21 protein-coding genes and 1 pseudogene are annotated in these 24,652 nt (G+C 56.4%); 8 read left to right on the forward strand and 14 right to left on the reverse strand.

The window, feature by feature from the left end:
* Positions 1–698 precede the first annotated feature (698 nt).
* Both ACEPP2_RS18435 and ACEPP2_RS18440 read left to right on the forward strand, forming a co-directional pair.
* A pseudogene (locus ACEPP2_RS18435) lies at positions 699–830 on the forward strand (DUF1127 domain-containing protein); the annotation flags it as partial.
* Between the two features lie 474 nt (positions 831–1,304).
* Entirely contained in the window at positions 1,305–1,694 is a 390-nt protein-coding gene (locus ACEPP2_RS18440; RefSeq protein WP_395517564.1) for a GreA/GreB family elongation factor, read from the forward strand.
* A gap of 34 nt (positions 1,695–1,728) precedes the next feature.
* On the opposite strand, the gene ACEPP2_RS18445 is transcribed toward ACEPP2_RS18440, so the two are convergent.
* Together ACEPP2_RS18445 and ACEPP2_RS18450 are read right to left on the reverse strand one after the other, a co-directional pair.
* Positions 1,729–2,445: a hypothetical protein gene (locus ACEPP2_RS18445; protein ID WP_395517480.1), complete on the reverse strand. Its 717-nt coding sequence runs from the start codon at positions 2,443–2,445 to the stop codon at positions 1,729–1,731.
* Positions 2,446–2,666: 221 nt separating this feature from the next.
* Positions 2,667–3,101: a MucR family transcriptional regulator gene (locus tag ACEPP2_RS18450; RefSeq protein WP_395517481.1), complete on the reverse strand. Its 435-nt coding sequence runs from the start codon at positions 3,099–3,101 to the stop codon at positions 2,667–2,669.
* A 255-nt stretch (positions 3,102–3,356) separates the two neighbouring features.
* On the opposite strand from ACEPP2_RS18450, the gene ACEPP2_RS18455 reads away from it, so the two are divergent.
* Positions 3,357–3,776, forward strand: coding sequence for a hypothetical protein (locus ACEPP2_RS18455; RefSeq protein ID WP_395517482.1), 420 nt, complete (start codon positions 3,357–3,359; stop codon positions 3,774–3,776).
* Positions 3,761–4,249, forward strand: coding sequence for a hypothetical protein (locus ACEPP2_RS18460; protein ID WP_395517483.1), 489 nt, complete (start codon positions 3,761–3,763; stop codon positions 4,247–4,249). Before ACEPP2_RS18455 ends, ACEPP2_RS18460 begins: the two co-directional genes overlap by 16 nt.
* 215 nt (positions 4,250–4,464) lie before the next feature.
* On the opposite strand, the gene ACEPP2_RS18465 is transcribed toward ACEPP2_RS18460, so the two are convergent.
* The 12 genes from ACEPP2_RS18465 to ACEPP2_RS18520 all read right to left on the reverse strand — a co-directional run bounded on the left by ACEPP2_RS18465 (position 4,465) and on the right by ACEPP2_RS18520 (position 19,722).
* Entirely contained in the window at positions 4,465–5,250 is a 786-nt protein-coding gene (locus ACEPP2_RS18465) for a metallophosphoesterase (RefSeq protein WP_395517484.1), read from the reverse strand.
* A 125-nt stretch (positions 5,251–5,375) separates the two neighbouring features.
* Positions 5,376–5,618, reverse strand: coding sequence for a hypothetical protein (locus ACEPP2_RS18470; RefSeq protein ID WP_395517485.1), 243 nt, complete (start codon positions 5,616–5,618; stop codon positions 5,376–5,378).
* 254 nt (positions 5,619–5,872) lie between these two features.
* A complete protein-coding gene (gene pyk / locus ACEPP2_RS18475) occupies positions 5,873–7,318 on the reverse strand; it encodes a pyruvate kinase (RefSeq protein ID WP_395517565.1) in 1,446 nt (481 codons plus the stop codon).
* Positions 7,319–7,386: 68 nt separating this feature from the next.
* Positions 7,387–8,049, reverse strand: a complete 663-nt coding sequence (locus ACEPP2_RS18480; RefSeq protein ID WP_395517486.1) for a histidine phosphatase family protein — start codon at positions 8,047–8,049, stop codon at positions 7,387–7,389.
* Between the two features lie 57 nt (positions 8,050–8,106).
* Positions 8,107–9,195, reverse strand: a complete 1,089-nt coding sequence (locus ACEPP2_RS18485) for an ABC transporter ATP-binding protein (RefSeq protein WP_395517487.1) — start codon at positions 9,193–9,195, stop codon at positions 8,107–8,109.
* Positions 9,196–9,222: 27 nt separating this feature from the next.
* Entirely contained in the window at positions 9,223–10,935 is a 1,713-nt protein-coding gene (locus tag ACEPP2_RS18490; RefSeq protein ID WP_395517488.1) for an ABC transporter permease, read from the reverse strand.
* Positions 10,936–11,038: 103 nt separating this feature from the next.
* Positions 11,039–12,358 carry an ABC transporter substrate-binding protein gene (locus tag ACEPP2_RS18495; protein WP_395517489.1) on the reverse strand — a complete coding sequence of 440 codons (1,320 nt, stop codon included), beginning with the start codon at positions 12,356–12,358 and terminating at the stop codon, positions 11,039–11,041.
* A 159-nt stretch (positions 12,359–12,517) separates the two neighbouring features.
* Positions 12,518–13,849, reverse strand: coding sequence for a sigma-54-dependent transcriptional regulator (locus ACEPP2_RS18500; protein WP_395517490.1), 1,332 nt, complete (start codon positions 13,847–13,849; stop codon positions 12,518–12,520).
* Complete coding sequence (locus ACEPP2_RS18505; RefSeq protein ID WP_395517491.1) at positions 13,846–15,768, reverse strand: ATP-binding protein; 1,923 nt, start codon at positions 15,766–15,768, stop codon at positions 13,846–13,848. Before ACEPP2_RS18505 ends, ACEPP2_RS18500 begins: the two co-directional genes overlap by 4 nt.
* On the reverse strand, positions 15,765–17,090 hold the full coding sequence (locus tag ACEPP2_RS18510) for an ABC transporter substrate-binding protein (RefSeq protein ID WP_395517492.1): 1,326 nt from the start codon (positions 17,088–17,090) through the stop codon (positions 15,765–15,767). Before ACEPP2_RS18510 ends, ACEPP2_RS18505 begins: the two co-directional genes overlap by 4 nt.
* Positions 17,091–17,379: 289 nt before the next feature.
* Positions 17,380–18,210 carry an EamA family transporter gene (locus ACEPP2_RS18515; RefSeq protein ID WP_395517493.1) on the reverse strand — a complete coding sequence of 277 codons (831 nt, stop codon included), beginning with the start codon at positions 18,208–18,210 and terminating at the stop codon, positions 17,380–17,382.
* A 315-nt stretch (positions 18,211–18,525) separates the two neighbouring features.
* Positions 18,526–19,722, reverse strand: coding sequence for an IS256 family transposase (locus tag ACEPP2_RS18520; protein ID WP_092938864.1), 1,197 nt, complete (start codon positions 19,720–19,722; stop codon positions 18,526–18,528).
* 645 nt (positions 19,723–20,367) lie between these two features.
* Between ACEPP2_RS18520 and ACEPP2_RS18525 the strand changes: the two genes are divergently transcribed.
* The 4 genes from ACEPP2_RS18525 to ACEPP2_RS18540 all read left to right on the forward strand — a co-directional run bounded on the left by ACEPP2_RS18525 (position 20,368) and on the right by ACEPP2_RS18540 (position 24,440).
* Complete coding sequence (locus ACEPP2_RS18525; RefSeq protein ID WP_395517494.1) at positions 20,368–22,620, forward strand: DNA translocase FtsK; 2,253 nt, start codon at positions 20,368–20,370, stop codon at positions 22,618–22,620.
* A 333-nt stretch (positions 22,621–22,953) separates the two neighbouring features.
* Positions 22,954–23,526, forward strand: a complete 573-nt coding sequence (locus ACEPP2_RS18530) for a transcriptional regulator (RefSeq protein WP_395517495.1) — start codon at positions 22,954–22,956, stop codon at positions 23,524–23,526.
* Between the two features lie 158 nt (positions 23,527–23,684).
* Positions 23,685–24,173 (forward strand): hypothetical protein, encoded by a 489-nt coding sequence (locus tag ACEPP2_RS18535; RefSeq protein WP_395517496.1) that lies wholly within the window; start codon positions 23,685–23,687, stop codon positions 24,171–24,173.
* Between the two features lie 57 nt (positions 24,174–24,230).
* A complete protein-coding gene (locus ACEPP2_RS18540; RefSeq protein WP_395517497.1) occupies positions 24,231–24,440 on the forward strand; it encodes a phosphoheptose isomerase family protein in 210 nt (69 codons plus the stop codon).
* Positions 24,441–24,652 lie beyond the last annotated feature (212 nt).

The following is a 24,652-nucleotide window of genomic DNA, read 5'->3' on the forward strand; positions in this document are numbered from 1 at the left end:
TAGATCAACGTACCCTCACCCCGGAAAGCGCATGCGTTTCCAGAGCGGGCCTGCTGTGATGTGGGGGAAGCATGATCATGATCATCTACTTAGCTTTATTCTCAGCAAGATCAAGCCTCGCTCATGTGGCTTCTGCCTGACAATCGCTCGCTCGATCCGGTTGGCGTTGGTCGAATGGGTCATTGCGCTGTCGCGCAGGAGTTACAGAGTTCCTGCGATCAACCGCGACGCCAGAATCTCATCTAAATTGTCGCTCTATAGCTATCGGTTACACGGTCGCCGATCTATTTACGGCTAGCGGACTTCCAGTGGCTAAACCGAATGATAGAGCCGATGACGAGCTGCCACTGCCGTGTCGTCCACGGGTTGCATTCAACGCTCGTGATCCCCATATATTGAGCATGACAACCGTAAGCAGACACAAGAAGTACCTGGTCGTCTCGGCGTCCCTCCTCACGCGTCGCTAGCCCCGAGCGGCTGAGGCGTTTTGCCAGCCGTTTCGGGGAACACTCCACAAACAGATGCCGTCTTCCGCCTTCTTGAAGGCCATCAGGCGGCTGAACATTCTCGCTTCGCCTGACGCACTGAAGTTGCTCGGCGATACTGAAGGAGTGAGCGCTATGTCCGCAACCACAAGAATGCCAGCATCGAAGCCAACCCACCACTCTCAGAAGAGGCCGCGCCTCACTTTTGCACGGCTGTTTTTACGCGCAGCGCGCCGCTGGCAGCGAAACCGCGCCTTTAACGCACTCTCGCAGCTGTCCGACCGACAGTTGGAGGACATCGGCGTTTCGCGCAATGACATCCCAAGGGTAGTGAAGGGTATGTTCGTCGACGAACATGAAGACACAGGACCTCGTCATGAGGGACTCGTGCAAGATGTCGGTGAGGTCGATGTCGCCGGCGAGCCCTATTCAAAAGCGGCGTGACCAATGGATGTCGTCGCTAAGGCCGTTCTGGCCGTAGGCCTTCTCGGTCTGATGATCGCCGCTTTTGCGCTGTTGTGAATGCCGACCTAAGAAGCATCGGTCTCATTGAAGTTGACATAAATTACCAGCCGGTCAATGTGCGGCTGATAAGAGGTCAGAGAAGTGTTTGCAGCTACATCAAAGGTGTTTCCCACCAAAGCGCAATAAGCCGGAACCTGCGATGGCCGTCGTCGCAGCTTCCGGTGTTAGCACCGCGTTGAAGAAACGTTTTGCGATGTAGCGGCAGATAACAGACAGCGTCTCCAGCCAGGGTGGGCGATCTCTTCAATGACCTCTCTTCGTAAACCAATAGCCGTAGTTGCCCAGTCTGACTTGATGCGCCTCAGCACTCTTGCACAAAGCGCTAGAGAACGTGGGTTGAAGATTGCAACTCTTTTGATTGAGGAGCTGGAGCGGGCATGGATCTCCCCTGATGAGGAAGTAAAGCCAGAAACGGTGCGGGTAGGGTCGACGGTCACGTTTGTCACGCTGTCCGGAGAATCCAAAACCGTAAGACTGGTCTATCCCGGAGAAACCGATGTGGCCGCCAGTCAAGTATCAGTTTTATCCAACGTAGGCGTGGCACTCCTAGGTCTCTCTAAGGGAGACACCGTGCACTGGCTTACTTGGGAGCACCGGGAAAATTCGCTAACGCTCGTTGACGTCATGCCGCCGGTGCGTGTTCCTACTCTAGCATCAGATAGAGTAGATGAACCCTTGTCTTGATCGTTTGGAGTCAGTGCGCATCCGTCGTCGGAAATCAATGCCTTACTCCCGGATGACGGAAAGCTATTGTTTGCTCGGCGGCGCAAATCTTTCGGAGCCAATCATCTGCCAGATCGATCACAGTTGGCATTATGGGATCGTCAAGAAGGGCTTCGTCTCCCCATAAACCTCGACTGCGAAGGCCATAGGACAGGGATTCTTCCGACGAGGACCAGCCGGCAGCTATTCGACTGCTCAAAGTACGCAGTCCAGAGTATGAGGAGCAAGCGTCTGGGGGACTGAGTTCTCCACAAACGAAAGTCGCGCTTAGGCCTTCTATGTTATTGCGACTAGTTGCTCTCAAATAAACTCCGTCGAAGAAACTTGTGGGATCATGCCTTGTGAAGAGGGCTGCTTCTTGACCGAAGTGGATGTATAGGTTGTTGCTGGGAAGTGTGAATTCGAGGTGCTGTACATCATCTAGATCGAAAGCTTCCGGAACCTGAAGCTCGCTGACGTCGAAGATCCTGCGTCCTTCAGATTTCCAAAGTTCATGGACTTCAAAAAGTATCCGCTGACGTTGAAATAGGCGCTCTTGATCACGTCTGGACATGCCCTCGGTTGCGTAAAGGCGGTTTGCTTCTTTGCAGTGTTCCTCGCTCAAGTGATAGGTCTTCCTGGCGGTGAGCGCCAGCGCTTCTTCTATTTCCTTTTCCTTCTGGTCGATTAGCGTGCGAACCCCTGGAAATCGTAATGGATGGTACTGCGTCATAAGGTAGTCTCGGTTGATCGAGAGATGATGATGCAGAAGCTTGCAAGGCAGAACTGAGCATGCGCGTCGCCGCCGCTCAAGCTTTCGTCCTGATGAGCGCGGACATGTTGAGTTGCAAATGAGCGGGAAGGTGCCGCCAGGTGGAAGCGGCTTCTCGAACTTAAGCTGGATGATTTTGTGCGATCAACATTGGAAGGCGCTTTTCTGTGCCGGAAGAATAATCAGGCCTTCTTCCTGGAGAGCGAACGCTCAGCACGTTGCTGTCCCAAGCCCATTTCTTTGGCGAGCGCCGATCGCTGTTGAGCGTATTCGGGCGCTACTAATGGGTAGTCTGCAGGTAGCTCCCATTTTGCCCTGTACTCCTCGGGTGCCAGGCCGTGGTTTGCTGAAATGTGACGGCGAAGCGACTTGAAATTCCTGCCGCATTCAAGGCACGCGATCGCGTCTGATTTAATTGACTTCCTTACAGGAACAGCGGGCTGCTGACGCGGGATTGCAGGAGTTTCACCCGATGCACCGAGCTTCTTCAACGCGGTGTGAACGCCCGTGATGAGTTCCGGGAGAGTGCTCGCCGGCACCACGTTCTTGTGCAGATAGGCAGCCACCAAATCTGCAGTCAGTGACACCAACCCAACATCTTTTTCGAGTTCGGACATTAAGTGACTCCTATTGCAAAAGTTCGAGATACAATAATGGCGTCGATGTTCAAGGTTCGAAATGTCGCACTGATTGATGCGCGATACGCTGGATCAAATTTCCTCAAACCGGGGGCTTTGGGGAGCTGCGCGCCTCGTGAGGTTGATCCGCCCATCTCGTACGGCTGCATCGGAGGAAAGCGTTCAAGTTATCCTGCTTGACGAGGTGCCAAGTTGAGGTTCCAATTATTATAATTAATTCTACGCGGGATAATGATGTCTGATTTTCTTTATGCAATTGTAATTAACGAGCGAGTTTTGACGGCGGCGCGGTTACCGGAGGTCGCGGATCCAGATGCCGTCTTGGAATCGTTCATTCTCTACCTGTATCACTTCAATCACAACGCTCTCTGTTACCACTATTGTGATTACTCGGTCGTGACAGAGGAAGATGCGGTTTTCGAAGAGGCTGAATACAGAGTTTTTCGGTTAGATGCCCCAAAAGAAGTTGATCTGAGGGATCAGCCTACGCTGCGTGATCTGCAAGCCAGATTTTTCTGCGAGGAGATGGATTATCGGATCAATCGGACGTTCGATGACGAACTGAAGGATGAGGTTGAAGACGACGAAGCTCCTGCCCGCGAATCGCCAATACACGTCGATAGCTACATGATGGTCTCATGTGCCATCCATTGAGCGCGTGCGGTCAGTTAGTCATACGAAAGCACCTTGAGTGGCTCGCGGACTGTGAGAACGGTTTCGGTCCTGCGACCGCTCTTTTACTGTATGGCAAGGGTCTTATCTCCGGCGAGCAAGCGCCAAAGTGGGTATCATTTGGCGGAGCTAAAGAATGCTACAAGAACGCGGCGCAAGCCCTTCTTCACAGGGATGATGTCTTCTATGCCGAAGGTATAGCGGTCGATCTTGTAGGACCGCCAGTACCGGTAGAGCATGCATGGCTGGTACAGGACGACGGAGTGGTGGTTGATCCCACCTGGCGCGACAGCGGCAGCTGCGCGTACTACGGGATTGCGTTCAAAAGCAGCGTGGTGAGGGAAAAGATCCGACGCGAACGGGAGTGGCAGGGTGTGCTAAGTGATCCCGTCTTGATGCGCAGCTGCCGGAAAACTCCAGAGATATTCCAAGAAATGATGGTGCAGGTTGCATAGACGGCTTGCTCTCCAAACCGCAGCTATCATGGTGCCAGGTGCATGCGGAGCTTGGAAGGCTGATCATCCGGCCGCAAACCTGGCGGTTCTAGCGATCATCAAGTTCCTAGTTGGCTTTTAGGCGGAAACGCGTGGGTCCTATCGACGCTGTGTTTCATCGCCGCAGCTGCTTTTCATGAGTTGCGTCTTGGGGAGGGCGGCTCCCGATCCGTCAGCTAAGTCTCCGGATAGGACCGCTCAATCGGCTCTACTTCTCGAAAGCCGCAAACCGAGGGCACGGCGCTTTCGTGAGCCTGAATGACGCTGATCTCGCCCCCAGGCACTATATGCAGTGCGGATAGTATCCCTGTCCTAAATGCTCCCGTGTCGATTCCGATACGGTTTGGATACACCTCCACCTGACCTGAGGGGGTGATTGAGTGGCCATGTACAACGATCTTCTGAAACAGCCCCGGGTGACTGAGAAATTCGGTTCTGATCCAGCTCATCTCGTAGGCGGATTGTTCCGATAGTGGGACTCCTGGTTTCAATCCTGCGTGCACCAGGATGTGATGTTCTAACTCCACGTAACTCTTGGCGCGGCGAAAGCATGAAATATGCTTGGGGTCCATGAACTGCCGTATAACGGCAGCACTCACTTTTCCCCCTGGGAACCCATAGGAGCGAAGGGTGTCCATCCCACCGATTGTGCTGCTCGTCCAGTGAGAGCAGAACTTCGTTTCGTTTTCATCGCCTTCATGCTCAAGGATCCGAAGCAGAAGCCATTCATGATTGCCAAGGATCAGCTCCGAACCCGGTAAATCCTTCAAAGTGGCCGTGACCAAATCCATCGCGCCGCTGCTGTCGGGGCCACGATCGATGATGTCGCCTATGAAAATTATCCTGTATGAGAAGTGCTGTCTCTCAGCCTTCCTTTTGATGCCCCATAAGATTTCGTCCAAGAGATCTGCGCGGCCATGCACATCGCCAATAACCAGCGTGTGAAGCGATTGCTGGGACATTTGTTTAATTCCATGTTCAGTTGCGAGCTTGGACGCGTCTCCCGAAACTCGACGCAAGTCAATCCGGCGCTGCTTACTCTACGAACAGTTTGGCGCTACGGTATGAGATAAGAGAATCAAAGGGGTCATTCGGCAGCGATGCCGATGTCGCCGGTCAAGGCTTTGAATCCTTCGTTGAGGCCCTCGAACCGATACAGTATCGCGGAACATTCGTCCTTAAGGCGATGGAGGAGCCGGAGCTCCTCGACGCTAGTATCGTTCGACATGGCGCGCAGGCGGATGTCTGCCTCAATCTCGATGATTTTAGCTTGATAGGCAGAAACAGCCTCCACAACGTGTAGCTGGTGCTTTTGCAGTACAAAGCTCATGCTCCACCTTCGACCAGGTTCAGACGGTTAACTAGTTGTATAGCGCGCCTGTTCGAGTGAGCACTCATTGAGCTAAGTGATGGTTAACCTGGGTGCTACGGCGGCGGGTTGAGGACGCGAGATACTCTGCGGTTTCTGGCCGGTGGTGGCCACTGGTGCAGGCGTTGAGTTGATTCATCAGACGGATCCCGAGATGCAGTGGCGGTCATGCGTTCATTGGGAGGCGCATGTTCTGCCTGTCAAATTTCGATGGGTCACGAGATGCCGCTCTGTCCGTCCGCCCCGATATAGGCGATGCGCAGCATGTTGGTCGCGCCAGGCGTGCCGAGCGGTACACCGGCCGAAATGATGATGCGGTCGCCCGGAGCGCCAAAACCTTCCGAAACGACGATCCGGCAGGCACGATTGACCATGTCATCGAGATCCTCTGCGTCATGGGAGACGACGCAGTGCAGGCCCCAGCAGACCGAAAGCCTCCGCGCCGTCTGGATGATCGGCGACAAGGCGAGGATGGGAACCTGCGGCCGTTCGCGCGAGGCGCGCAGGCCCGTATTGCCGGACGAGGTGTAGGTGACGATCGCCGACAGCCGCAGCGTCTCGCCGATCTGCCGGGCCGCAAGCGAGATGGCGTCTGCGCCCGTTGCTTCCGGCGTCGGGCGCTGCGCGTAGATGATGTTCGAATAAAAGGAATCCTGCTCGACCGTGCTGGCAACCGAGGCCATGGTCGCCACCGCTTCGACCGGATAATCGCCGGAGGCGGATTCCGCCGAGAGCATGACGGCGTCGGCACCTTCGAAGACCGCTGTTGCCACGTCGGAAACTTCCGCACGTGTCGGCACCGGCGAACTGATCATCGATTCGAGCATCTGCGTGGCGACGACCACCGGCTTGCCGGCCCGGCGGCAGGCGCGGGTCAGCTGCTTCTGCAGGCCTGGCACCGCCTCGAGCGGCATCTCCACGCCCAGATCTCCGCGCGCCACCATCAAGGCGTCGGACAGTTCGATGATCTCGTCGATCCGCTCGATCGCCTGCGGCTTCTCGATCTTCGACATCAGCCCGACGCGGCCGCGGGCAATCTTGCGCACTTCCGCGAGGTCCTCCGGCCGCTGCACGAAGGAGAGCGCTACCCAGTCGACTTCTCCCGTCGCCAGAACGGCGTCCAGATCGGAGCGATCCTTGTCGGTCAGCACGCCCACCGGCAGAAGCGTGTCGGGCAGGCTGATCCCCTTGCGGTCGGAGATCTTGTTGCCGGATACGACGGTACAGACGATCTTCTTCCCGTCGGTCTTTTCGGCGCGCAGCATGAGCTTGCCGTCGTCGATCAGCAGGCGGTCGCCCGGCTTCACGGCCGACAGAATTTCCGGATGCGGAAGGAAGACGCGCGTGGCATCGCCCGGCTCGTCACGATTATCGAGCGTGAACGTCTGCCCCGGCTCCAGCGCCACCTTGGTGTCGGTAAACTTTCCGACGCGCAGCTTCGGCCCCTGGAGGTCGGCGAGAATGCCGATCGGTCGGCCGCACTTTGTCTCGACGGCGCGGATACGCTGGATCAGCATGCGCATCGTATCGTGGCTGGCATGGCTCATATTGATGCGGAAGAGGTCTGCGCCCGCTTCATGCAACTTCTGGATCGTGTCTTCCTCGGATGACGCAGGCCCCAGGGTCGCAAGGATCTTAACTTTGCGATTACGCTTGTAGATTGCTGCGGAGGGAGGATCATTATTGGGTATGAAGGTCAAATGTGTTAGAGGGCCTCCTGTCGAACCTGTTAAATCCATACCGTTCCCCCCGCGCCGCTGCAGCCTAGGACTTTCAAGACCGACGATGGAACGTCCAATGCGGTACAGCTCTCTGAGGACAGGAGAAATGATGAGGTTTGCGCCTCTCTGTATTGAAGAATCTCGTCGGGCAAGGCCTTTTCGTAAATTCCGCGCAAGGCTCGCAGGCAACCGCTATGAGTTACCACCACATGGGGTACCGCTGGGTCCAGCTGTTGCAGCCATGAGGCCACACGAGACGTCAACATGGTTCGGCTTTCACCTTGCGGAACCAAGAAGCCCCAAGGATCTGCTCCATGTGAGGCGAACTGATCCGGGTAGGTGTCCCGAATTTCTTGCTGCGTAAGCCCTTCCCAGACCCCATAGTTCCGTTCAAGGACATCGGGAGCTTCGCCGAACAGGTTGAATGGGAGGCTCCAGCTGTCTGCGAGGATAGACGCAGTTTGTCGAGCGCGCCCAAGTGGGCTAACCCAGAAAGCTGCGTTCCAAAATTGTTTGGATATCGTCTCCGATAATCTCACCGCAACCGCCAGTGTTTGTCGGACGCCGTTTAGTGTCAGGGGGGAGTCCCGCCGACCTTGCAGCCGACCGGCGAGGTTCCATTGCGTCTCCCCGTGACGGATTACGAGTAGTGTAGGGAGTGGTTTTGTCATTGTACATCTTGCTTATTACTGAAGGCCGCTCCGATTGGCTCGGCTCTGTTTAGGTCGTTAATTGTTAAGCCAGGTCACAGACGCCGGTCTTATTCCAAGCGTGGTTTCGCTGCCGGTGGAGAGTAGCCCGTCGCCCGAATGAAACGGCGCATCGACAAGCACTCTTGTCTTGCCAACTTCTACACCGTAGCGAACGGTCGCACCGAGGAATTCTCGGTGAATGATGGTACCCTTCAGAGACACGGCGTCGCTTTCGACGCGCCCGATGGTCGCATACTGGGGCCTGAAAACCAGCTTTGCCCCCTTCGGAACCTTCACACCAGAAGGGATTGGAATGATGCCACCACCATCGACTGAAAATGCCTGCGATAATCCGCCGTCGATTACCTCACCTTCAAGGAAGTTGGCGGTACCGAGGAAATTTGCCACAAAGAGGCTTGCTGGCTTCTCGTACAGTTCCATCGGCGATCCAACCTGGAGGATCCGACCTTCGTTGAATACGGCGATGCGGTCGCAAACTGTGTTCGCTTCCTCCTGATCATGCGTAACAAAGATCGTTGTCAGCTTCAGTCGTTGCTGGAGTTCGCGCAGTTCGCGCCGCACCTCGACACGCATCTTGGCATCGAGATTAGACAACGGTTCGTCGAGAAGCAGCACCTTCGGCTCAATCGCAATTGTGCGCGCGAGGGCCACACGCTGCTGCTGTCCACCGGAAAGCTGAGAGGGGCGGCGATCAGCGAGATGCGACAGCCCAACGAGCGAAAGTGCGGCCGCGACTCGCTTCTCCACCTCCGCCCGCGGGAGCCGTCGTTCTTCGAGTCCGAAGGCAACATTACGCGCCACCGTCATGTGCGGCCAGAGCGCATACGACTGGAACACCATGCCTATGTCCCGCTTCCACGGCGGCATATCGAGCACATCCTTGTCTCCAACTGAGACCGAGCCGCTCTGAGCTTGATTGAAGCCTGCGATAAGGCGCAACAGAGTTGTCTTCCCGCACCCCGACGGGCCAAGGAATGCGAAGAATTCGCCAGGCTGAATCTCGAGATCGATATCCTTCAGCACATGCAGCGAACCGTAATATAGGTTCACATCCCTTATGCTGATCGCCTTTGCGGGGCTGCCCGCGAGGGCATTCCTGTCCATATTTATAGTCATGTTGTTCCTCCCGGATTACTTGTTCATGCCCAGCGCCTTTTGACGGCGCTCAATGACGTAGTGCGATAACAGCGTGCAGAGCGCGACCATGACCACGGCAATTACGCCGAGCGCGGCCCCCGGTCCGCGACCTGCCGGCGACTGCATGAAGACGTAGAGGCCATAAGCGAGTGGCGCGTCAGAATTGCTCTGTATGAGCATCAACGTCGCCGAAAGCTCCACGGCAGCTGTTGCGAAGCTCGTCACGAAACCGGCGAGAAGCCCACCAGTCATCAGCGGAAGCACAATGCGTCGGATAGTACGCTGTTTTGTAGCGCCCAGGTTCTCTGCAGCCTCTTCCAGCGATTCCGAAACCTGCTGCAAGGCGGCATAGCAGGCACGCAATGCATAAGGCAGGCGACGGATGGCAAGTGCGAGGACGACCATCACCCAAAGGGTGGCTAGCGGGGTACCGTCCGGCAGGGAGACCCCGTAGAAAGTTCGCAGATAACCGATACCGAGTACGACACCGGGAATCGCGAGTGCCGAAGTCGCAGCCCAGTCCAGCCAGCGGCGGCCGACAATCTTGGTACGCAGCACGAGATAAGCAATTGCACCGCCCACGATCACATCGATGAGACCGGCTAGGCTGGCGTAGATGAGCGTATTCTTGATGTAGATCGAGCTCTCCCCAAACACGCGACCGTAGTGCGCCACCGTGAAGGCGTCTGGCATTGGACTGAAGGACCAGACCGTCGCAAACGAGAGCAGCAGGAGACCGATGTGCGGAGACAGAACGAGGAGCAGGATCACGCCGACGATGCCATAGGCGATGACACTCTCGCCAAACCCAAGCTTACGTCGAGACAGGCCACCGCCGCCACGTTGTGTCGTCGAATAGTCCTTACCGCGCATCGCCACAGCTGAAAGCCACATCGCAAAGATGGAGACGACGATCAGGATGACTGAAATTACATAGCCCATCGGATCCGTCAGACCCACCGAGGTGACCCGGAGATAGGCCTGCGGTGCAAGCATGTCTTTGACGTTAAGCAGAAGTGGCGTTGCGAGATCGTCGAAGACTTTGACGAACACAAGCGACGCGCCTGCAAGATAACCCGGCATGGCGAGTGGGAAGACAATGCGGCGGAAGAGCCGTAGGCCCGAGGACCCAAGGTTCTGCGCAGCCTCCTCCATCGACCGATCGATGTTGCGAAGGCTGGTGGACAGATTGATGAGGATGAAGGGGAAGTAGTGCAGCGACTGCACAAAGATAACGCCGTTCAACCCCTCCATGAAGGGAATGCGAAATCCGAACCAGTCATTGAGTAGGAGATTGACTGTACCATTCCGGCCGAACAGAAGCTGCATAGCCACTGCACCGACAAAGGGAGGCATGATGAGCGGCACGAAACCGAGCGTCTGGATAATCAGAGAGCCACGAAAGTCGAACCGCGTCGTTAGAACGGCAAGTGGAAGAGCGATTACCGTCGCCCAGACAACCGACATGGCCGATACATAGACAGAGTTGACGAACGCTCGGCGGAAAAGGTCGGTATTGAAGAAGTCAACGAAGTTCACCACGGTCAGGGAGCCCGTGCCTTTCTCCGTAAAGGCTGTGTAGATGACGGTGCCAGCGGGTATGACAAGGAAGATCGCTAGAAACAGCGTGATCAGCGTCACCGCCAGAACTTGACCGGGGGTCGCAGAAATGCGCCGGGCAGAAAGAGATGACAATGCGAAGGCCATGGTGGCAGTCTCCGGAATGAGGTCGACCGACCCGGCAGCGTATGCCGCCAGGGAACAGATACGGGCTGGGAGACCGCTGTGTAGAACGGCCTCCCGTCGAGCATCAGTTGATCAGGTCAAGCGCCTGTTCGGCCTTCGCCTTGGCGGCAGCGTATTTCTCGCTCGCGAACGCTGCCCATTGCTGCTCAAGCTCAGCCTGACGGGCAGTTTTGTCCTCGCCGCCCGTGAAGGCCGCCCGGAGTTCGTCACTCTCGGCTTGCTCTCCTGTGACCGGCATCTTCGACAGCAGAGCATGGGCTTCTTCAATCAGTACACGGGCGTCGGCCTGGTCTTTGCCTGCCAGCGCCTCCTCGGCCGTTTGAATTGCCTTCGTAGCTTCCTTCAGATTGTCAAGCTGGAAGGTGATGAGCTGGTCGAACAGAGCATCGACCACGTCCGTTCGCTTCTTTGAGACGTCTGAATCGAAAGTGATCATCGACTGGAACCGAGGATCTTCAAAGGGGTTCGGGAAACCTTCCGGAGCCTTCGCATAGAGTGCAGGGTTGATCGGCAACCGGCGGATCGCTGGCTCGAGAAGAACGGCTTGCCCCTTCTCAGACAGGAGGTAGTTCACGAAAACCTCCGCTCCTTTTTGGTTCGGCGCATTGGCGATGATACCAATATTGGCCGGGACGACCGTGGTTACGGACGGATAGCTGAAGGAGACCGGAAATCCGCTCGCTTGCGCGGAGAAGGCAAAGAAGTCGATGACGATGCCGATGCCAGTCTGGCCGGAATTCACTGCATCCGGCACGCCGAAGGAGCGCTCAGTCACCTGCTGGAGATTGCCGCCAATACCGGTTAGTGTTGCCCAGCCCTTCTCCCATCCTTCACCCTGGAGGATGGTCTCGATGGTCAGGTGCGTGGTGCCGGAGCGGGACGGGGCGGCAATCGCGATATGATCGTGATATTCTGGCTTTAGCAGATCGCTCCATTCTGTCGGCGGGGCGAGACCCGCCGCTTCGAGGTAGCGGTCGTTCGACATGATGCCGTAGCCGGATGCTGCAAATCCAAAGTAGTACCCATCAGGATCGTTGACCGGATAGGAGCCAACTTTTTCAGGCAAGCCCTTAACAGAGGGGGTAAATTGCTGAAGAAGGTTACGGCTCTTCAGGTTTTCGAATGCGTCCGGTGCGGAGGCCCAGAAGAGGTCCACCTGATTATTGCCCTTGGTCTCGTCGACGAACTTGACGCCAGAGCTGGTGCTCTTGTTCTGGACATCTAGCGTGTAACCCGGGTTCGCCGCCTCGAAACTTGCTTTGAAAGGATCGGTGACATCCTTCGAGAAGGACGTGACGACGGTTACCTTGCCGCCTTCTTGTGAATACGCGTTTGAAACAACGGCAGCCGAGATTAGCATCGCCGTAGCAATGGTCTTGAGCATGTGATTTCCTCCCAATAGGCACCGCCGGTCAGTCGACGGCCATCAAGAGAACAGCAAGCTCTGTGCCAGATGCAAAATCCCGGGAAATGAGGGTTGTCAGGATGCCGATGGGAAATAACGGTAACAGTGACGGGAATTCAGAGGGGCAAGAAGGTAACGTCAAGCCTCGTCATCGGCTCCCCCGAGACCGTACTTTCGCATCTTGAGATACAGTGTTTTTCTGGAGATGCCGAGAGCATCTGCCGTGGCACCAATGCGGCCATCATATTCTGCAAGACTGTCGAGAAGAATTGCCCGCTCCACTCGATCCATGCGTGCCTCAAGGGTTTCAACAGTATTGCCGCCGGAGCTGCAGGGCGGATCCTCAAGCCCCAAAACATAGCGTTCCGCGACGTTACGCAGCTCGCGGACATTGCCTGGCCAGCTACGGCCTTCAAGGTCGACCAAGAACGTCGCCGCGACATTCGGTGAAGCACGCCCCTGTCGGCGTGATGCCAGGTCGAGAAAGTGGCGAAACAGCAAGGAGACGTCGCCTCTGCGTGCCGCCAGCGGCGGGAGCTCCACTCGAACGAGGTCAAGACGGTAGGCAAGGTCTTCCCGGAACCGGTTCTGCTTCGCAAGCTGGTGAAGATCGGCCTTGGTCGCGGCGACAACCTGAAGGTCGACAGGCACTTCATCGTTTGACCCAAGTCGCTCGATCACGCGCTCCTGCAATACGCGTAAAAGGCGCACCTGGGCGGCCATAGGCATGGATTCGATCTCGTCCAGAAAGAGCGTCCCTCCGCTTGCGTACTCAATTTTGCCAACGCGTCGATCCTTTGCCCCGGTGAAAGCGCCGGCTTCATGGCCGAATAGCTCCGATTCCAGCATTGTTTCGGGCATTGCCCCACAATTGACGGGCACGAAGCGCCCCTTGCGGCCGCTGAAGTCGTGCAGCGCCCGCGCCGTCACCTCCTTTCCGGTGCCCGTCTCGCCCAGGATTAGAATATCCGTCACCGCGCCGGCGATGCGCTTCAGGCGCTCGCGGAGTGCGATCATCGGTGCCGAATGACCGATCAGTCGTGCGTCCCAGCCATCAGCAACAATCGAAAGTCTGAGACGACGGTTTTCAACAAGCAGGCGTCGGTGCTCCAGCGCGCGGCGAACCGTCTCGATAAGATGTACCGGATCGGCAGGCTTCTCCAGGAAATCCCACGCCCCGTCGCGCATTGCCCGCAAGGCCATGGGAATATCACCATGGCCTGACATAAGCACAATTGGAATTTCCCGATCGATCTCCCGTACTGCGGCAAGAAGGTCAAAGCCATCTTGTCGAGGCATCCGAACATCCGAGACAATAACAGCTTCACTTTCCGCGCTTAGACCCGGAAGACAGGCCGCCACGGACGCGTAAGCGGCCACGTTGAATCCTTCGAGTTCCAAAACCTCGCGACAGGCGTCAAGCACATTGGCGTCATCATCGATTAGGATGATATTGGGAGCCGTCGTCATTCTGCACCCTTCAGTGAGATAACGAATGTTGTCCCCGCTGGGCCAGTCTTAAGCACTGCGATACTTCCTCCGAAATCCTTGATGATGTTGTAAGAGATCGAAAGGCCAAGCCCAAGCCCTGCTCCAGCCGGCTTCGTGGTGAAGAAGGGATCGAACACTGCCTCAGGTGGTGCTGCATCAATACCTGGGCCTGAATCGGTGATATGCACTGTCACCCCATCTTTCCCCCGCGCCGCGGCTATTGTGACCACTTTCTCCCGGCGTTCGGCGACCGCATCGAGCGCATTCGCAACCAGATTAACGACTACCTGCTCCAACCGGACCGGTTCGGCCATAACCGCGGGTGCCTCCCGCGGAATGTCGAGCTGCAGCGTCACGCCCTCATCCTCAAAACGGTGCTCCAGCAGGCTGAGGGCCTCTCGTACCACTATAGCAAGGTCAACTGGATGAAGCTTAGAATCCGGACGGCGGGCGAAGCGGCGAATATGACTGATCTGACTGGCCATACGAGCTGTAAGAGCTCGGATTTTCTCAAAGTTGTGCAGCGCCTGTTCGCTCTTCCCGCGAGCGATGTGCGTCGAGCCACTGTGGATATGGGCCCGGATAGCCGCGAGCGGCTGGTTTAGTTCATGACCGATGCCAGCAGCCATTTGTCCTAAGGCAGCAAGCTTGGCCGACTGGACCAGTTCGTCCCGCGTCTGTCGGAAAAGAACTAGAGCGCGGGCAAGGTCGGCAAGTTCATCATCGCCGCCGGCGGGAATGGCGGCCGCAGCATTGCCTTCGCTGATCGCCGTCGCCGCATGAGCTAGTTGGTTTATGCGCGAAAGAAGGCTGCGATGGACGTAGAAGATGCCAATAACGAGCGCGAGAACAACGGCGAGCACTGCGATACCTGCAAGCAACTTCCTACCGAGGTCAATAGCTGCCGCGGCCCGTCGTGCCGCCTCCTCAGCACTAGCCTCGATTGCAACTACCTCGGCCTCAATACGCTGTCCAAGCTCCGCGACAAGTTTCCCATTTTCCTTCGCGAGGTGTCCGAGCCGAGCCGCCTCACGCATCTCAAAGCGTTTTCTGTTGGGTGTGCCCGTCGCTGCATCCGACTGTTGTAAGATGCGCCTTGCCAGCTGCCGGACGGTCAGGCTATCCGGCCAGCCCTCCAGCATAGTGAGGCGAGCCGCAAGTTCGTCAGCGCTGTCGCCGAGGAACGCGTTTGCTTCCTGAACCTCCTCCGCCGTGGAACTACTGGCGAGCCGGGCGAGCAACCCGGTCGCTAGGTTGGCCTGCGACACTAAGGTCAGTAATGCCTCGCTTCGTTGCTGTTCGCCGAGTGCACCTGTGCTACGACCGTTACGGATCTCTGCTTCAACGTTGAAGCGGATGTCGTCGACGAGCGGGTCAGCTTCCTCAATGAGGTCGGCTTGCACCCAGCGCAGTTCATCCAGGTCGGCGCGCATGGCCTCCGCAAGCGTAAACCGCTTCCCTGCGGCGATGTCGATCAGCGCTAAATTCTCGTTAATCGCGGAAGCAAGCGGTAGCAAGGCTTGGACAGACTCCATCTGCTCGCTATCCTCAAGGAGCGCCTGCAAGGCCGAAAGACGCTCAGCGTAGACCTGACGCGTCTCGTCATATTCTGCCCGCGTCTCGGCACCTGTCAGCGCCGCAGTCACTGAACCTATATCCGCACCAGCCTTCGAAAGACGCGTAGCGAAGGCGAGTTGAGGCATCTGAACCTCGACAATTCGGGACAGCTCTCCCGACAGTTCTCGGTAAGAAAACCAACCGACCAAGCTTGCGCCGACCGCAAGGCCCACAATGGCAACGAATGCTGCACCGAGGCGTGTGCCGATGCCAAAACGCCAGCGCTTCGTGTTTCTGGATGTTGTACCGCTGCAGATCGTCATCCCGGCGGCTTCTATCATCGCTGCTCGGACGCGGTCGAGACTGATCTCAGCAGACCCTCAGCACGTGTTAGATTTTGCTCGATTTCTGCACGAATTTCCCGCGCTAGAGCCTGCTGTTGAGGGGTACGCGCTATACTTCTCGGCCATTCGCCCGCCAGTTCGTCAGCCAGATCTTGAAGAGCTTCCTCGGAAATCGGAGGTTTGCCGAGAAGCCGGCGCGCTTCCGCCAGCACTTTAAACTGAGCTGGGTCATCTAGGAGCACGCGTTCAAGCTCTCGAAGGCGCGACCATAGTCGGGCGAGCGAGGCACGGCGGCGCACGATGTAATCGTCGAACAGGAGGTTGACGATACCGTAGCGTCGCGCAGAAAGCGGCGCATCAAGTCCATGTGCAGCCAGCAATCCTCCGCTATCTGGGCGCGGCAGGAGATGAGCGTTTAGCTCGGGGAGGACGGGGATTCGCGCAATATTGGGTAGGAGGAGTATGCTCTGTCCCTCTCTGGAGAAGAGAAAGTCGATAAATCGCTCGGCCACATTACGATTCTTGGCTTGGGAGAGGATAGCAATACTGGCAGGCACATAAATGGGATCGGGCGTAAGCACAAACACATTCTCTGCTCCGGACACGTCGGGTGCCGTAGCAAGGAAATCAATCGTGACACCGATCCCGAAGCGACGCTGGGCAACTCCGGAGGCAACCCCGAAGCTTCGAGCCGTCACTGTTGACAGGTTGCCGCCGAGTTCCGACAGCAAAGCCCATCCGCGATCCCAGCCGTAGGTCTGCAGCAACGCCTCCACGATGAGATGTGTGGTGCCTGAGCGGGAGGGCGAAGTAATCCCTATGTGGCCAGCATAAACCGGCTTTAGAAGATCCTGCCAGCTCTGCGGGACCGGCAGATCATACTGTGCAAGGTAGGCTGGATTGTAGACGAGCCCGTAACTGGAAAGTGCGAAACCAAGGTAGAAGCCATCGGGATCATTGACAGGGTAGCCAAGGATTCGAGCGGGCGCATTTGTCTCCCTTGGCTGAACCGTGCTGAGAGCGCCTTTCTGTTTTAACAGTTCGAAAGCATCCGTCGCAGACGCCCAGAAAAGATCAGCTGCCGGCTCCGGCTTTCCAAGTATGAAGCGAGTCGCACTGCCGGTATTGCGTTGGATGATCGTGACACTAACATCCGCGTTAGATTTCTCGAACGCTTTTTGGAAGGGCTCATAAAAGGATGGAGGATAAGAAGTGATGATGGATAGGTTTGCTGCTCGAAGTTCGATGGGAGAAAGTGAAAAGATGATGGCTAAAAACCACAGCCAACCTCCACAAGGATTTTTTCTGCGCTTGAGCACTCTCTTCCCCCAATTACAGTTGAAGCACAGCAATGATATCCACGATGCCTCCTAGCCAGTGACGTGTCTATAGAGCTGAGCGCGGCATCGCCAACCAACTCCTACGGTGTCCAACAACCTCGCTTCGGCACTTCCACGTCACGTGCACGCTTCGCCACGCGCCCATCGATCTGTAATCGCTTTTCTCATTGTTCTGCAGACGATGTTGCAACGATGACAAAGGTTGGGAGCATGCCGGGTTGTCAGATCGGATTTCTGTCGTCCACTACTTTGACGCACTCGGTATAAGTCACCGCAGGTTGAAGGCTCCGATGGCTATTATGCAGACTGCGAGGAGGCGGAACAGGCTTGCTGGCTCTTTCAATATGAGGACCGAAATCAGAAACGCGAACACAATGGACGTTTCGCGGAGCGCAGCAACGGTCGCTACCGGCGCTCGAGTCATCGCCCATAACGCTAGGCCGTAAGAAGCCAAGGAACACCCACCTCCCAGCAATCCCTTCCACCACTGCTTGCGGATGTAACTGAACACGACAGCATTGCCGCGGCTCCACCATGCCCACCCTAGAAGCATCGAGGCAGGTAGGATCGACATCCAGAGTGTGTAAGAGATCGAGTTCCCAGAGAGCCTTGCTCCAGCGCCGTCTACGAAAGTGTAAGCGGCGATGACGCAGGAGTTTGTGAGCGCAAAAAAGACACCCCCTCCAGGTCGACCGCGACGATCAAGCACCAAGATCAGGATGCCCACCGAGATTGTTGCGATCGCAGCCATAGTGGCAGAGGAAAGGTGTTCCTTTAGGAAGAATCCACTCGTCGCGGCAACCAGCAAAGGTGCGCAACCCCGCATGATGGGATAGACCAGTGCGACATCGGCAACCCTGTACGCAGCAGCTATCAGTCTAAAATACGCGAACTGAAGGACAGCTGACGCCATGATCAGCGGCCAAGCCTGCGGCTCGGGCAGCGGTACTAACGGGAGGAGCGGTAGTGAAAGAACCGCCGCGCCGACCGCGACAAGAGCCGCATCAAGGCTTTTGTCTTGGCCGCTCTTTATCAAGGCATTCCAAGCAGCATGCAAGCAGGCACCAAACAGGACTAATAGGATAACGTCCAAAGGCACGAGACGGCGTTCTTTCGGTAACGGTGGAGGATACCTGGACAACAACTACGGAGCGATCAGCTCAACACGGGCTGTCCTTCCTGTACGACGATCCGCGACTTTGCCGGGAGGCGGGGTATAGGTTTACAGCATCTTGGTTGATCAACCCTATACAGCTTGCTCAAGCTGCCTTGCCTAGGGAACGGTAGTCTTCTTAGGTCAAAGTTGCCCAGTATCCGGAGGATAACTGGAAACAACTCGGTTGCGGACGGATCGTGTCCCAGGACGTAGTGTAGCTTAGACGACCACGGCTCATTCCCGAGGGCCGGATGAGTGTCAGCTTGCTGCTGGCAGGCTGATAAGCGGATCATCGCTCATTGTTGCGATGGTTTCCAGTGTCATGTAGCGGGACCGCTGAACGGCCCATTCGTCATTCTGCTCCAGGAGCAAGGCACCGACCAGTCTGACTATTGCGTCGTCGTTGGGGAAGATGCCGACGACCTCGGTGCGCCGCTTGATCTCGCCGTTGAGGCGTTCGATTGGATTGGTGCTGTGAAGCTTGGCCCAATGCTGCTTGGGAAAGGTCATGTAGGCGAGCACGTCTTGCTCGGCACTGTCCATGAGACTGGCGAGTTTGGGCACCTTCGGCCTGATCTGGTCGGCGACGTTACGCCATTGGGTACTTGCAGCCTCTGACGTGTCCTGGGCAAAGGCCGTGGCGATGAAGGCGGAGACAACACGGCGTCCGCTCTTTCCAGCATGGGCCAGCGCGTTGCGCATGAAGTGAACCCTGCAGCGCTGCCAGGTGGCGGAAAGTACCTTCGATACTGCGGCTTTGATGCCCTCATGGGCATCGGAGACGACGAGCTTGACGCCACGCAGACCCCGCCTGGTCAGCTTTCGAAGAAACTCGGTCCAGATCGCCTCGGCCTCGGATGTGCCGATCTCCATACCGAGCACCTCGCGTCGACCGTCGGTGTTGACGCCGACGGCGATGATGACGGCAACGGAGACGATGCGCCCGCCGCGCCGGACCTTGAGGTAGGTCGCATCGATCCAAAGGTAGGGCCATTCCCCTTCGATGGGCCTGTCGAGAAAGGCCTTCACCTTCTCGTCGATCTCCTCGCAGAGCCGGGATACCTGGCTCTTGGAGATGCCCGACATGCCCATGGCCTTAACGAGGTCATCGACGGATCGGGTCGAGACGCCTTGGATATAGGCCTCTTGGATCACCGCCGTCAGGGCCTTCTCTGCCATGCGGCGTGGTTCGAGAAAGCTCGGGAAATAGCTGCCTGTGCGAAGCTTTGGAATGCGCAGCTCGACGGTGCCCGCCCGTGTCTCCCAGTCCCGGTCGCGATAGCCGTTGCGCTGGGCAAGTCGGAAGCCATTCTTCTCGCCATAACCCGCGCCCGTCTTTGTGCCGACCTCCAGCGCCATCAGCTTCTCGGCAGCGAAGCCGATCATCTCGCGCAGCAAATCGGCGTCGGCGCTCTTCTCAACGAGTGAGCGCAGGTTCATCATGTCGTCGGTCATCGGTGGTGTCCCTCAGGTTGGTCATAAGCAACCCGACCCTACCGGAAATCACCGATGGCTATGAAATCCAGCTACACCACTCCATGGGACACGATCCGCGGACGTGGTACACACCGCTCCGCGCTACAGCTCAGGTCGATGTGTGAGGGGGCTAGCCATAACGTCATATCCTTGGACGCCTGTGACGTTTAAGCATCCCTCCAGCGCAATCGGGGTCGTCTTGGGACGGCATAGTTCTTGTTCTGGTGCACGGAAGGTGTGGAGTCCCACCACCAGTCCTGCCCTTCAGCACGGCTCGGCAACACCTGGTTAAGGTTTTCTTTCTATTAACCCTCGTGGTTCGACAGCTCATTTTTGGTCACGAGTAGCATGCAAGAGCACCCCCGGATTTCCTTCCTCGACAGACCCAAAGATCAGGACGCGCAGGATCCTTGCATCGGTCCCGCCACACCAGCATCTGGTCGGACTCCGCGTGACACACGAACGTCGCCGAATGAGGTGCAATCTGCTGTTATCCTTGATCCGGCACAGCTGCCAAGCTGGCAGCGCCCATTCGTCCTCAAGCCAAATGTGCGTTTCACTCGCACTCCGGGAAGGGCTAGGCCGGAAGATCAAGAATTGCGAAATCTGCAATCCGGAACAGGATTGGATAGCGAGCTGCCTGAAACTGATCAGCGGCCGTCGCCAGCGAAAGATCTGCAAGATCGCGTCGAGCAGGCTATTGCCGCCACGGTGCCGAACGCGCGGCAGGTAGCGTTTCAGGGGAACGCAAAACCCGTTCCTGTTCCCAATGGAACTTCGGCTACACACGCTCAAGCTGCTGGAGTCATCTCCACTTTCGCGCAGAGAGGTGACCAGGAGGTCTCTGGGCGTCCGCATGTGCAGGAGCCTGCAGAGACCTCAAAGGTTGGCTGTAGAGAAGGGCTAGCGGAGCGGCGCTCGTTACCAATACCGGATCATCTGATATGGGAAATGTTTAGTCTGGGTGCGTCAGATCTGGAGCCTAGACATCTTCGTAGGCAAAAGGCGGCTGATCCCGTTACGGAGCCATCGAAGTCAGAATCTGTTGCTGCGACCTCTCGGCAAGTGCAGGCTGCTGATAATTCTGAAGTGACAGCGTTGCCCACTGAAGTGCGCCCTTCGCTGTACGATATCCAGGCACACCCAGATTCTCCATTGGCTTACTATCGACAAGTAGAACTTCGACCTACCGCGCCTGCCCGCGGTGTAACCGAACACTCTGTCGCTGCAACGCAAACCAGCGTTCATCCTGCCCAACTCAGAGAACTAAATTCGACTTCTTCCGGCGCTGTAAGCGGCCTGCGACTCACGAAACCAGCAGCTGCTGTCGCCGTGACATCCGACTACTTATTCCCGTCAATCGATTTTCTGCAGCCTATCTGGTCGACGCCTGTAGACAAAGTAAGCCAGGAGGCTCTTGAGAAGAGCGCAGGTCTCCTTAAGAGTGTTTTGGAGGATTTCGGTGTCAAAGGCGACATCATCGATGTCCGTCCGGGGCCAGTCGTGACACTTTACGAGTTTGCGCCTGCACCCGGCGTGAAATCCTCGCGCATTATCAACTTGTCGGACGACATTGCTCGTTCCATGTCTGCCTTATCAGCCCGTGTCGCAGTCGTGCCGGGGCGCAATGTCATTGGGATTGAGCTTCCTAATCATCAGCGAGAGACGGTTTTCCTCAGAGAGCTATTCGAAAGTGAGAGCTATATCGGCACCGATCAGCGCCTGCCGCTTTGCCTAGGGAAGACGATCGGTGGAGAGCCGGTCGTCGCCGATCTTGCAAAGATGCCTCATCTTCTGGTGGCGGGAACTACAGGGTCCGGCAAGTCGGTTGCAATCAACACGATGATCCTGTCTTTGCTATACCACCTCAGGCCCGACGAGTGCCGTCTAATTATGATCGACCCGAAAATGCTCGAGCTGTCGGTCTATGATGGAATTCCTCATCTGCTCACTCCAGTTGTGACCGACTCTAAGAAGGCTGTTCTTGCGCTCAAATGGGCTGTCCGCGAGATGGAAGAGCGTTACCGCAAGATGTCGCGCCTGGGGGTGCGAAACATCGATGGCTTTAATCAACGCGTGGCAGAGGCGCGTAGCCAGAACGAAACGATTTTTGTCAGCGTCCCCTCAGGGTTCGATAAGAGTACCGGTCAGGAAGTGTTCGAGCAGCAGGAGTTGGACTTATCAGCACTGCCCTACATCGTCGTCATAGTCGATGAGATGGCCGACCTCATGATGGTCGCTGGCAAGGAAATCGAGGGTGCCATACAAAGGCTTGCTCAAATGGCGCGAGCCGCAGGCATACATCTTGTCATGGCAACCCAACGCCCGTCGGTAGACGTCATTACCGGGACGATCAAAGCCAACTTCCCGACACGGATTTCATTTCAAGTCACCTCCAAGATCGACAGTCGGACGATCTTAGGTGAACAGGGCGCAGAACATCTGCTCGGCCAAGGCGACATGCTGCACATGATAGGTGGCGGCCGCATCAGCCGCGTGCATGGGCCGTTCGTCTCTGACTATGAGGTCGAGAAGGTAGTTGCCCATCTAAAGGCACAGGGTCAGCCATCTTACGTTTGTGGAGTGACAGAAGAGGTTGATCCGGCGACGGATGAGGCTGAGAATGCTGTCGTGTTCGACCAAACGGATATGGCCGAGGACGGCGGAACTGACGAGCTCTATGATCGTGCGTTGAAGATCGTGCAACGCGACAATAAGTGCTCGACCTCTTACATCCAACGGCGGCTGTCCATAGGCTACAACCGTGCCGCGTCTCTAGTCGAAAGGATGGAGCAGGAAGGTTTGGTGGGGCCTCCTAACCACGTTGGTAAGCGCGAGATTCTTTCGGCGAAACCGCAAGGTGACCTTCAATCCTGAATTTCTTCGATGAAACAGATTGCAGCAGACTGGAGATCGGGACTAGCTTCCATATCCCCATCTCCTTGATTAGCAATTGACGCTGTCTAAATGAGCTTGCGCTATCTCAGCGCCCGGTTGGCAAGCTCGCGTATTTCAAGGAGCTCCGTCTGCTGCTTACCTATGTCTGGGCAGGCTCTTGGGGGGTGTTGGCGTCTTGTCTTACATGCGCTGCAACGGAGGTTCTCGGGAATGCGCTAAGACCGATGCCCGCAGTATGTTGGGCTTGTCGAAGCCACCGTCCAAGGTTTAATGGACCTCACATCACGAATTACGGGCAGTGAAGGCTTCTATATGAAACGACCCCAACGCAATTTTAGCGTCGAGTATAAATCTGGGCGACGGAAGGCCGGCATCAAATCAAGTTCGATTTGGGGTGATATTGATCTTAAGTCAGTTGCTCAAGATGTGCAGGAAAAAGGAGCAGCGCGTTCATTAAATGATATCAAAGATGACAAAGCTGGTTCTGAAACATCATTATCTTTGAGACCGAGTGACGAACAATTATTGACTCAATCGCTTAAGCAATCGAAAGAGGTATTGCCTTCAGAGGAGATCGTAATGGCCGTAGAAAGTGATAATGTTGCTGATGCACCGGTATCGGTAGTGACGGATGAGGCTGTAGCGCCCCCGCCGGTTAGGAAGCGCCGCGGACGCAAGCCTAAGTCCGCTGAAGAGAAGGATGAAGTCACTGAGCGTCCGCTTAAGCGGGGCCCTCGAAAGAAGGAGTTGACCCCTGCCGTTGCCATCGACGAGATCGCTGATCTCCTGCAGCTAGAGCAAGAAAATCAACGATTGCGTCGATTGCTCGCTGAGAAGCTCCGGGCAGAGAATGCCGATCTCCGGAAGCGCCTTAACCTGGATTGAACCAGCACGCTCACTCGTCCTTCTGCATTCATGCGATAGGTTGAGTTGCCTGCTTTCACGTTTCAAGCTGCCGCATAACGTCGTGCCGTCGCAATCGCAATGTAAGTATGGGCAGGGCTAGTTAGATGGCATCTCCTTGGAAAGTACTAAGCCGATGGATGTCGACGAAGCGCTCGTCTAACTCAGTCGAGGAAGGGAAGTCGGCTACCCTTCTCGGCCCGTCTCTAACCGAGGCTGACACTCTATTTGAAACAGCCTCCGTCGATCAAGCTGCGGCGGCGGAGGCTCCTGGAGCGGATGAAATCTCGCAAGGTAAGACGCCATTAGACGGTGCGCCCTTGCTCTCGCAAAGTGAAAATCCCGATGGCGACGGTCAGGAAGCGCGCGATTTTGATGGTGCCTTGCTAGGTCGTGGGCGCACGGTTCATCACAATACCACTGAGGCTGGTCGTGCTTCAATGAGAGGCCGACGTTCTGCTTCAAGCAAGAGAGATGGCATTGCTGAGGGGGCGTCGTCGGTAGCCAGTTCCTTGGATGAAGTAATAGCGCTCGACCACGAGATTCAGGCCCTGCGCGCCGTGTTGGCCGCAAAGCTTGAGCTACAGAATTTGCAACTCAAGAAGATGCTCGAACGCTTCGATTGCTGATTTTGCTCCTGCGTTCCTGACTTCATAAAGGCCTTTGGTGCCCGCGGCAATTCGGCGATGATCGCTCATGAGCTTCATAATCGGCTGTTTCGCCTTGGCTGCCGCATCAACGCCTCGAACGACCACAACATGAACCTGATGCTCTCTGCGGCAGCGCAGCCCGGCACGATCGTCTTTGGATCTTCCTTTACGGGACGTGATATCGGGCTTGTTCAATGCCTGCAGCTTTTGCGGCAAAACTCCATACCGTCAATCGTGATGACCTAGGCTGACTCACCGGTCGCTTTGGCTGCGGACGTGGTAATCTCCATCGATATGCCAGAAGATCGCCAACTCCTCGGCGATTGAAGGCCCGGGATGTAGCTAGGACGCCTCAAGCTAGCAAATTTCAGAAATACGTCAGGCCAGACCCATCCTGAGTGCGTGCAGTTCGCTTCCATGTGCATGATATCCGGTTGAAATCATCAGGCAAACACCCA

It is taken from the genome of Pseudorhizobium flavum (genome assembly GCF_044142885.1).
Taxonomy (GTDB): Bacteria; Pseudomonadota; Alphaproteobacteria; order Rhizobiales; family Rhizobiaceae; genus Neorhizobium; species Neorhizobium flavum.

Bases quoted from the DNA above. Each gene is read 5' to 3' on its own strand.
- ACEPP2_RS18440 (WP_395517564.1), top strand. From the start codon at position 1,305: ATGCGCCTCAGCACTCTTGCACAAAGCGCTAGAGAACGTGGGTTGAAG.
- ACEPP2_RS18445 (WP_395517480.1), bottom strand. From the start codon at position 2,445: ATGACGCAGTACCATCCATTACGATTTCCAGGGGTTCGCACGCTAATC.
- ACEPP2_RS18450 (WP_395517481.1), bottom strand. From the start codon at position 3,101: ATGTCCGAACTCGAAAAAGATGTTGGGTTGGTGTCACTGACTGCAGAT.
- ACEPP2_RS18455 (WP_395517482.1), top strand. From the start codon at position 3,357: ATGTCTGATTTTCTTTATGCAATTGTAATTAACGAGCGAGTTTTGACG.
- ACEPP2_RS18460 (WP_395517483.1), top strand. From the start codon at position 3,761: ATGTGCCATCCATTGAGCGCGTGCGGTCAGTTAGTCATACGAAAGCAC.
- ACEPP2_RS18465 (WP_395517484.1), bottom strand. From the start codon at position 5,250: ATGTCCCAGCAATCGCTTCACACGCTGGTTATTGGCGATGTGCATGGC.
- ACEPP2_RS18470 (WP_395517485.1), bottom strand. From the start codon at position 5,618: ATGAGCTTTGTACTGCAAAAGCACCAGCTACACGTTGTGGAGGCTGTT.
- ACEPP2_RS18480 (WP_395517486.1), bottom strand. From the start codon at position 8,049: ATGACAAAACCACTCCCTACACTACTCGTAATCCGTCACGGGGAGACG.
- ACEPP2_RS18485 (WP_395517487.1), bottom strand. From the start codon at position 9,195: ATGGACAGGAATGCCCTCGCGGGCAGCCCCGCAAAGGCGATCAGCATA.
- ACEPP2_RS18490 (WP_395517488.1), bottom strand. From the start codon at position 10,935: ATGGCCTTCGCATTGTCATCTCTTTCTGCCCGGCGCATTTCTGCGACC.
- ACEPP2_RS18495 (WP_395517489.1), bottom strand. From the start codon at position 12,358: ATGCTCAAGACCATTGCTACGGCGATGCTAATCTCGGCTGCCGTTGTT.
- ACEPP2_RS18500 (WP_395517490.1), bottom strand. From the start codon at position 13,849: ATGACGACGGCTCCCAATATCATCCTAATCGATGATGACGCCAATGTG.
- ACEPP2_RS18505 (WP_395517491.1), bottom strand. From the start codon at position 15,768: ATGATAGAAGCCGCCGGGATGACGATCTGCAGCGGTACAACATCCAGA.
- ACEPP2_RS18520 (WP_092938864.1), bottom strand. From the start codon at position 19,722: ATGACCGACGACATGATGAACCTGCGCTCACTCGTTGAGAAGAGCGCC.
- ACEPP2_RS18530 (WP_395517495.1), top strand. From the start codon at position 22,954: ATGAAACGACCCCAACGCAATTTTAGCGTCGAGTATAAATCTGGGCGA.
- ACEPP2_RS18535 (WP_395517496.1), top strand. From the start codon at position 23,685: ATGTCGACGAAGCGCTCGTCTAACTCAGTCGAGGAAGGGAAGTCGGCT.
- ACEPP2_RS18540 (WP_395517497.1), top strand. From the start codon at position 24,231: ATGATCGCTCATGAGCTTCATAATCGGCTGTTTCGCCTTGGCTGCCGC.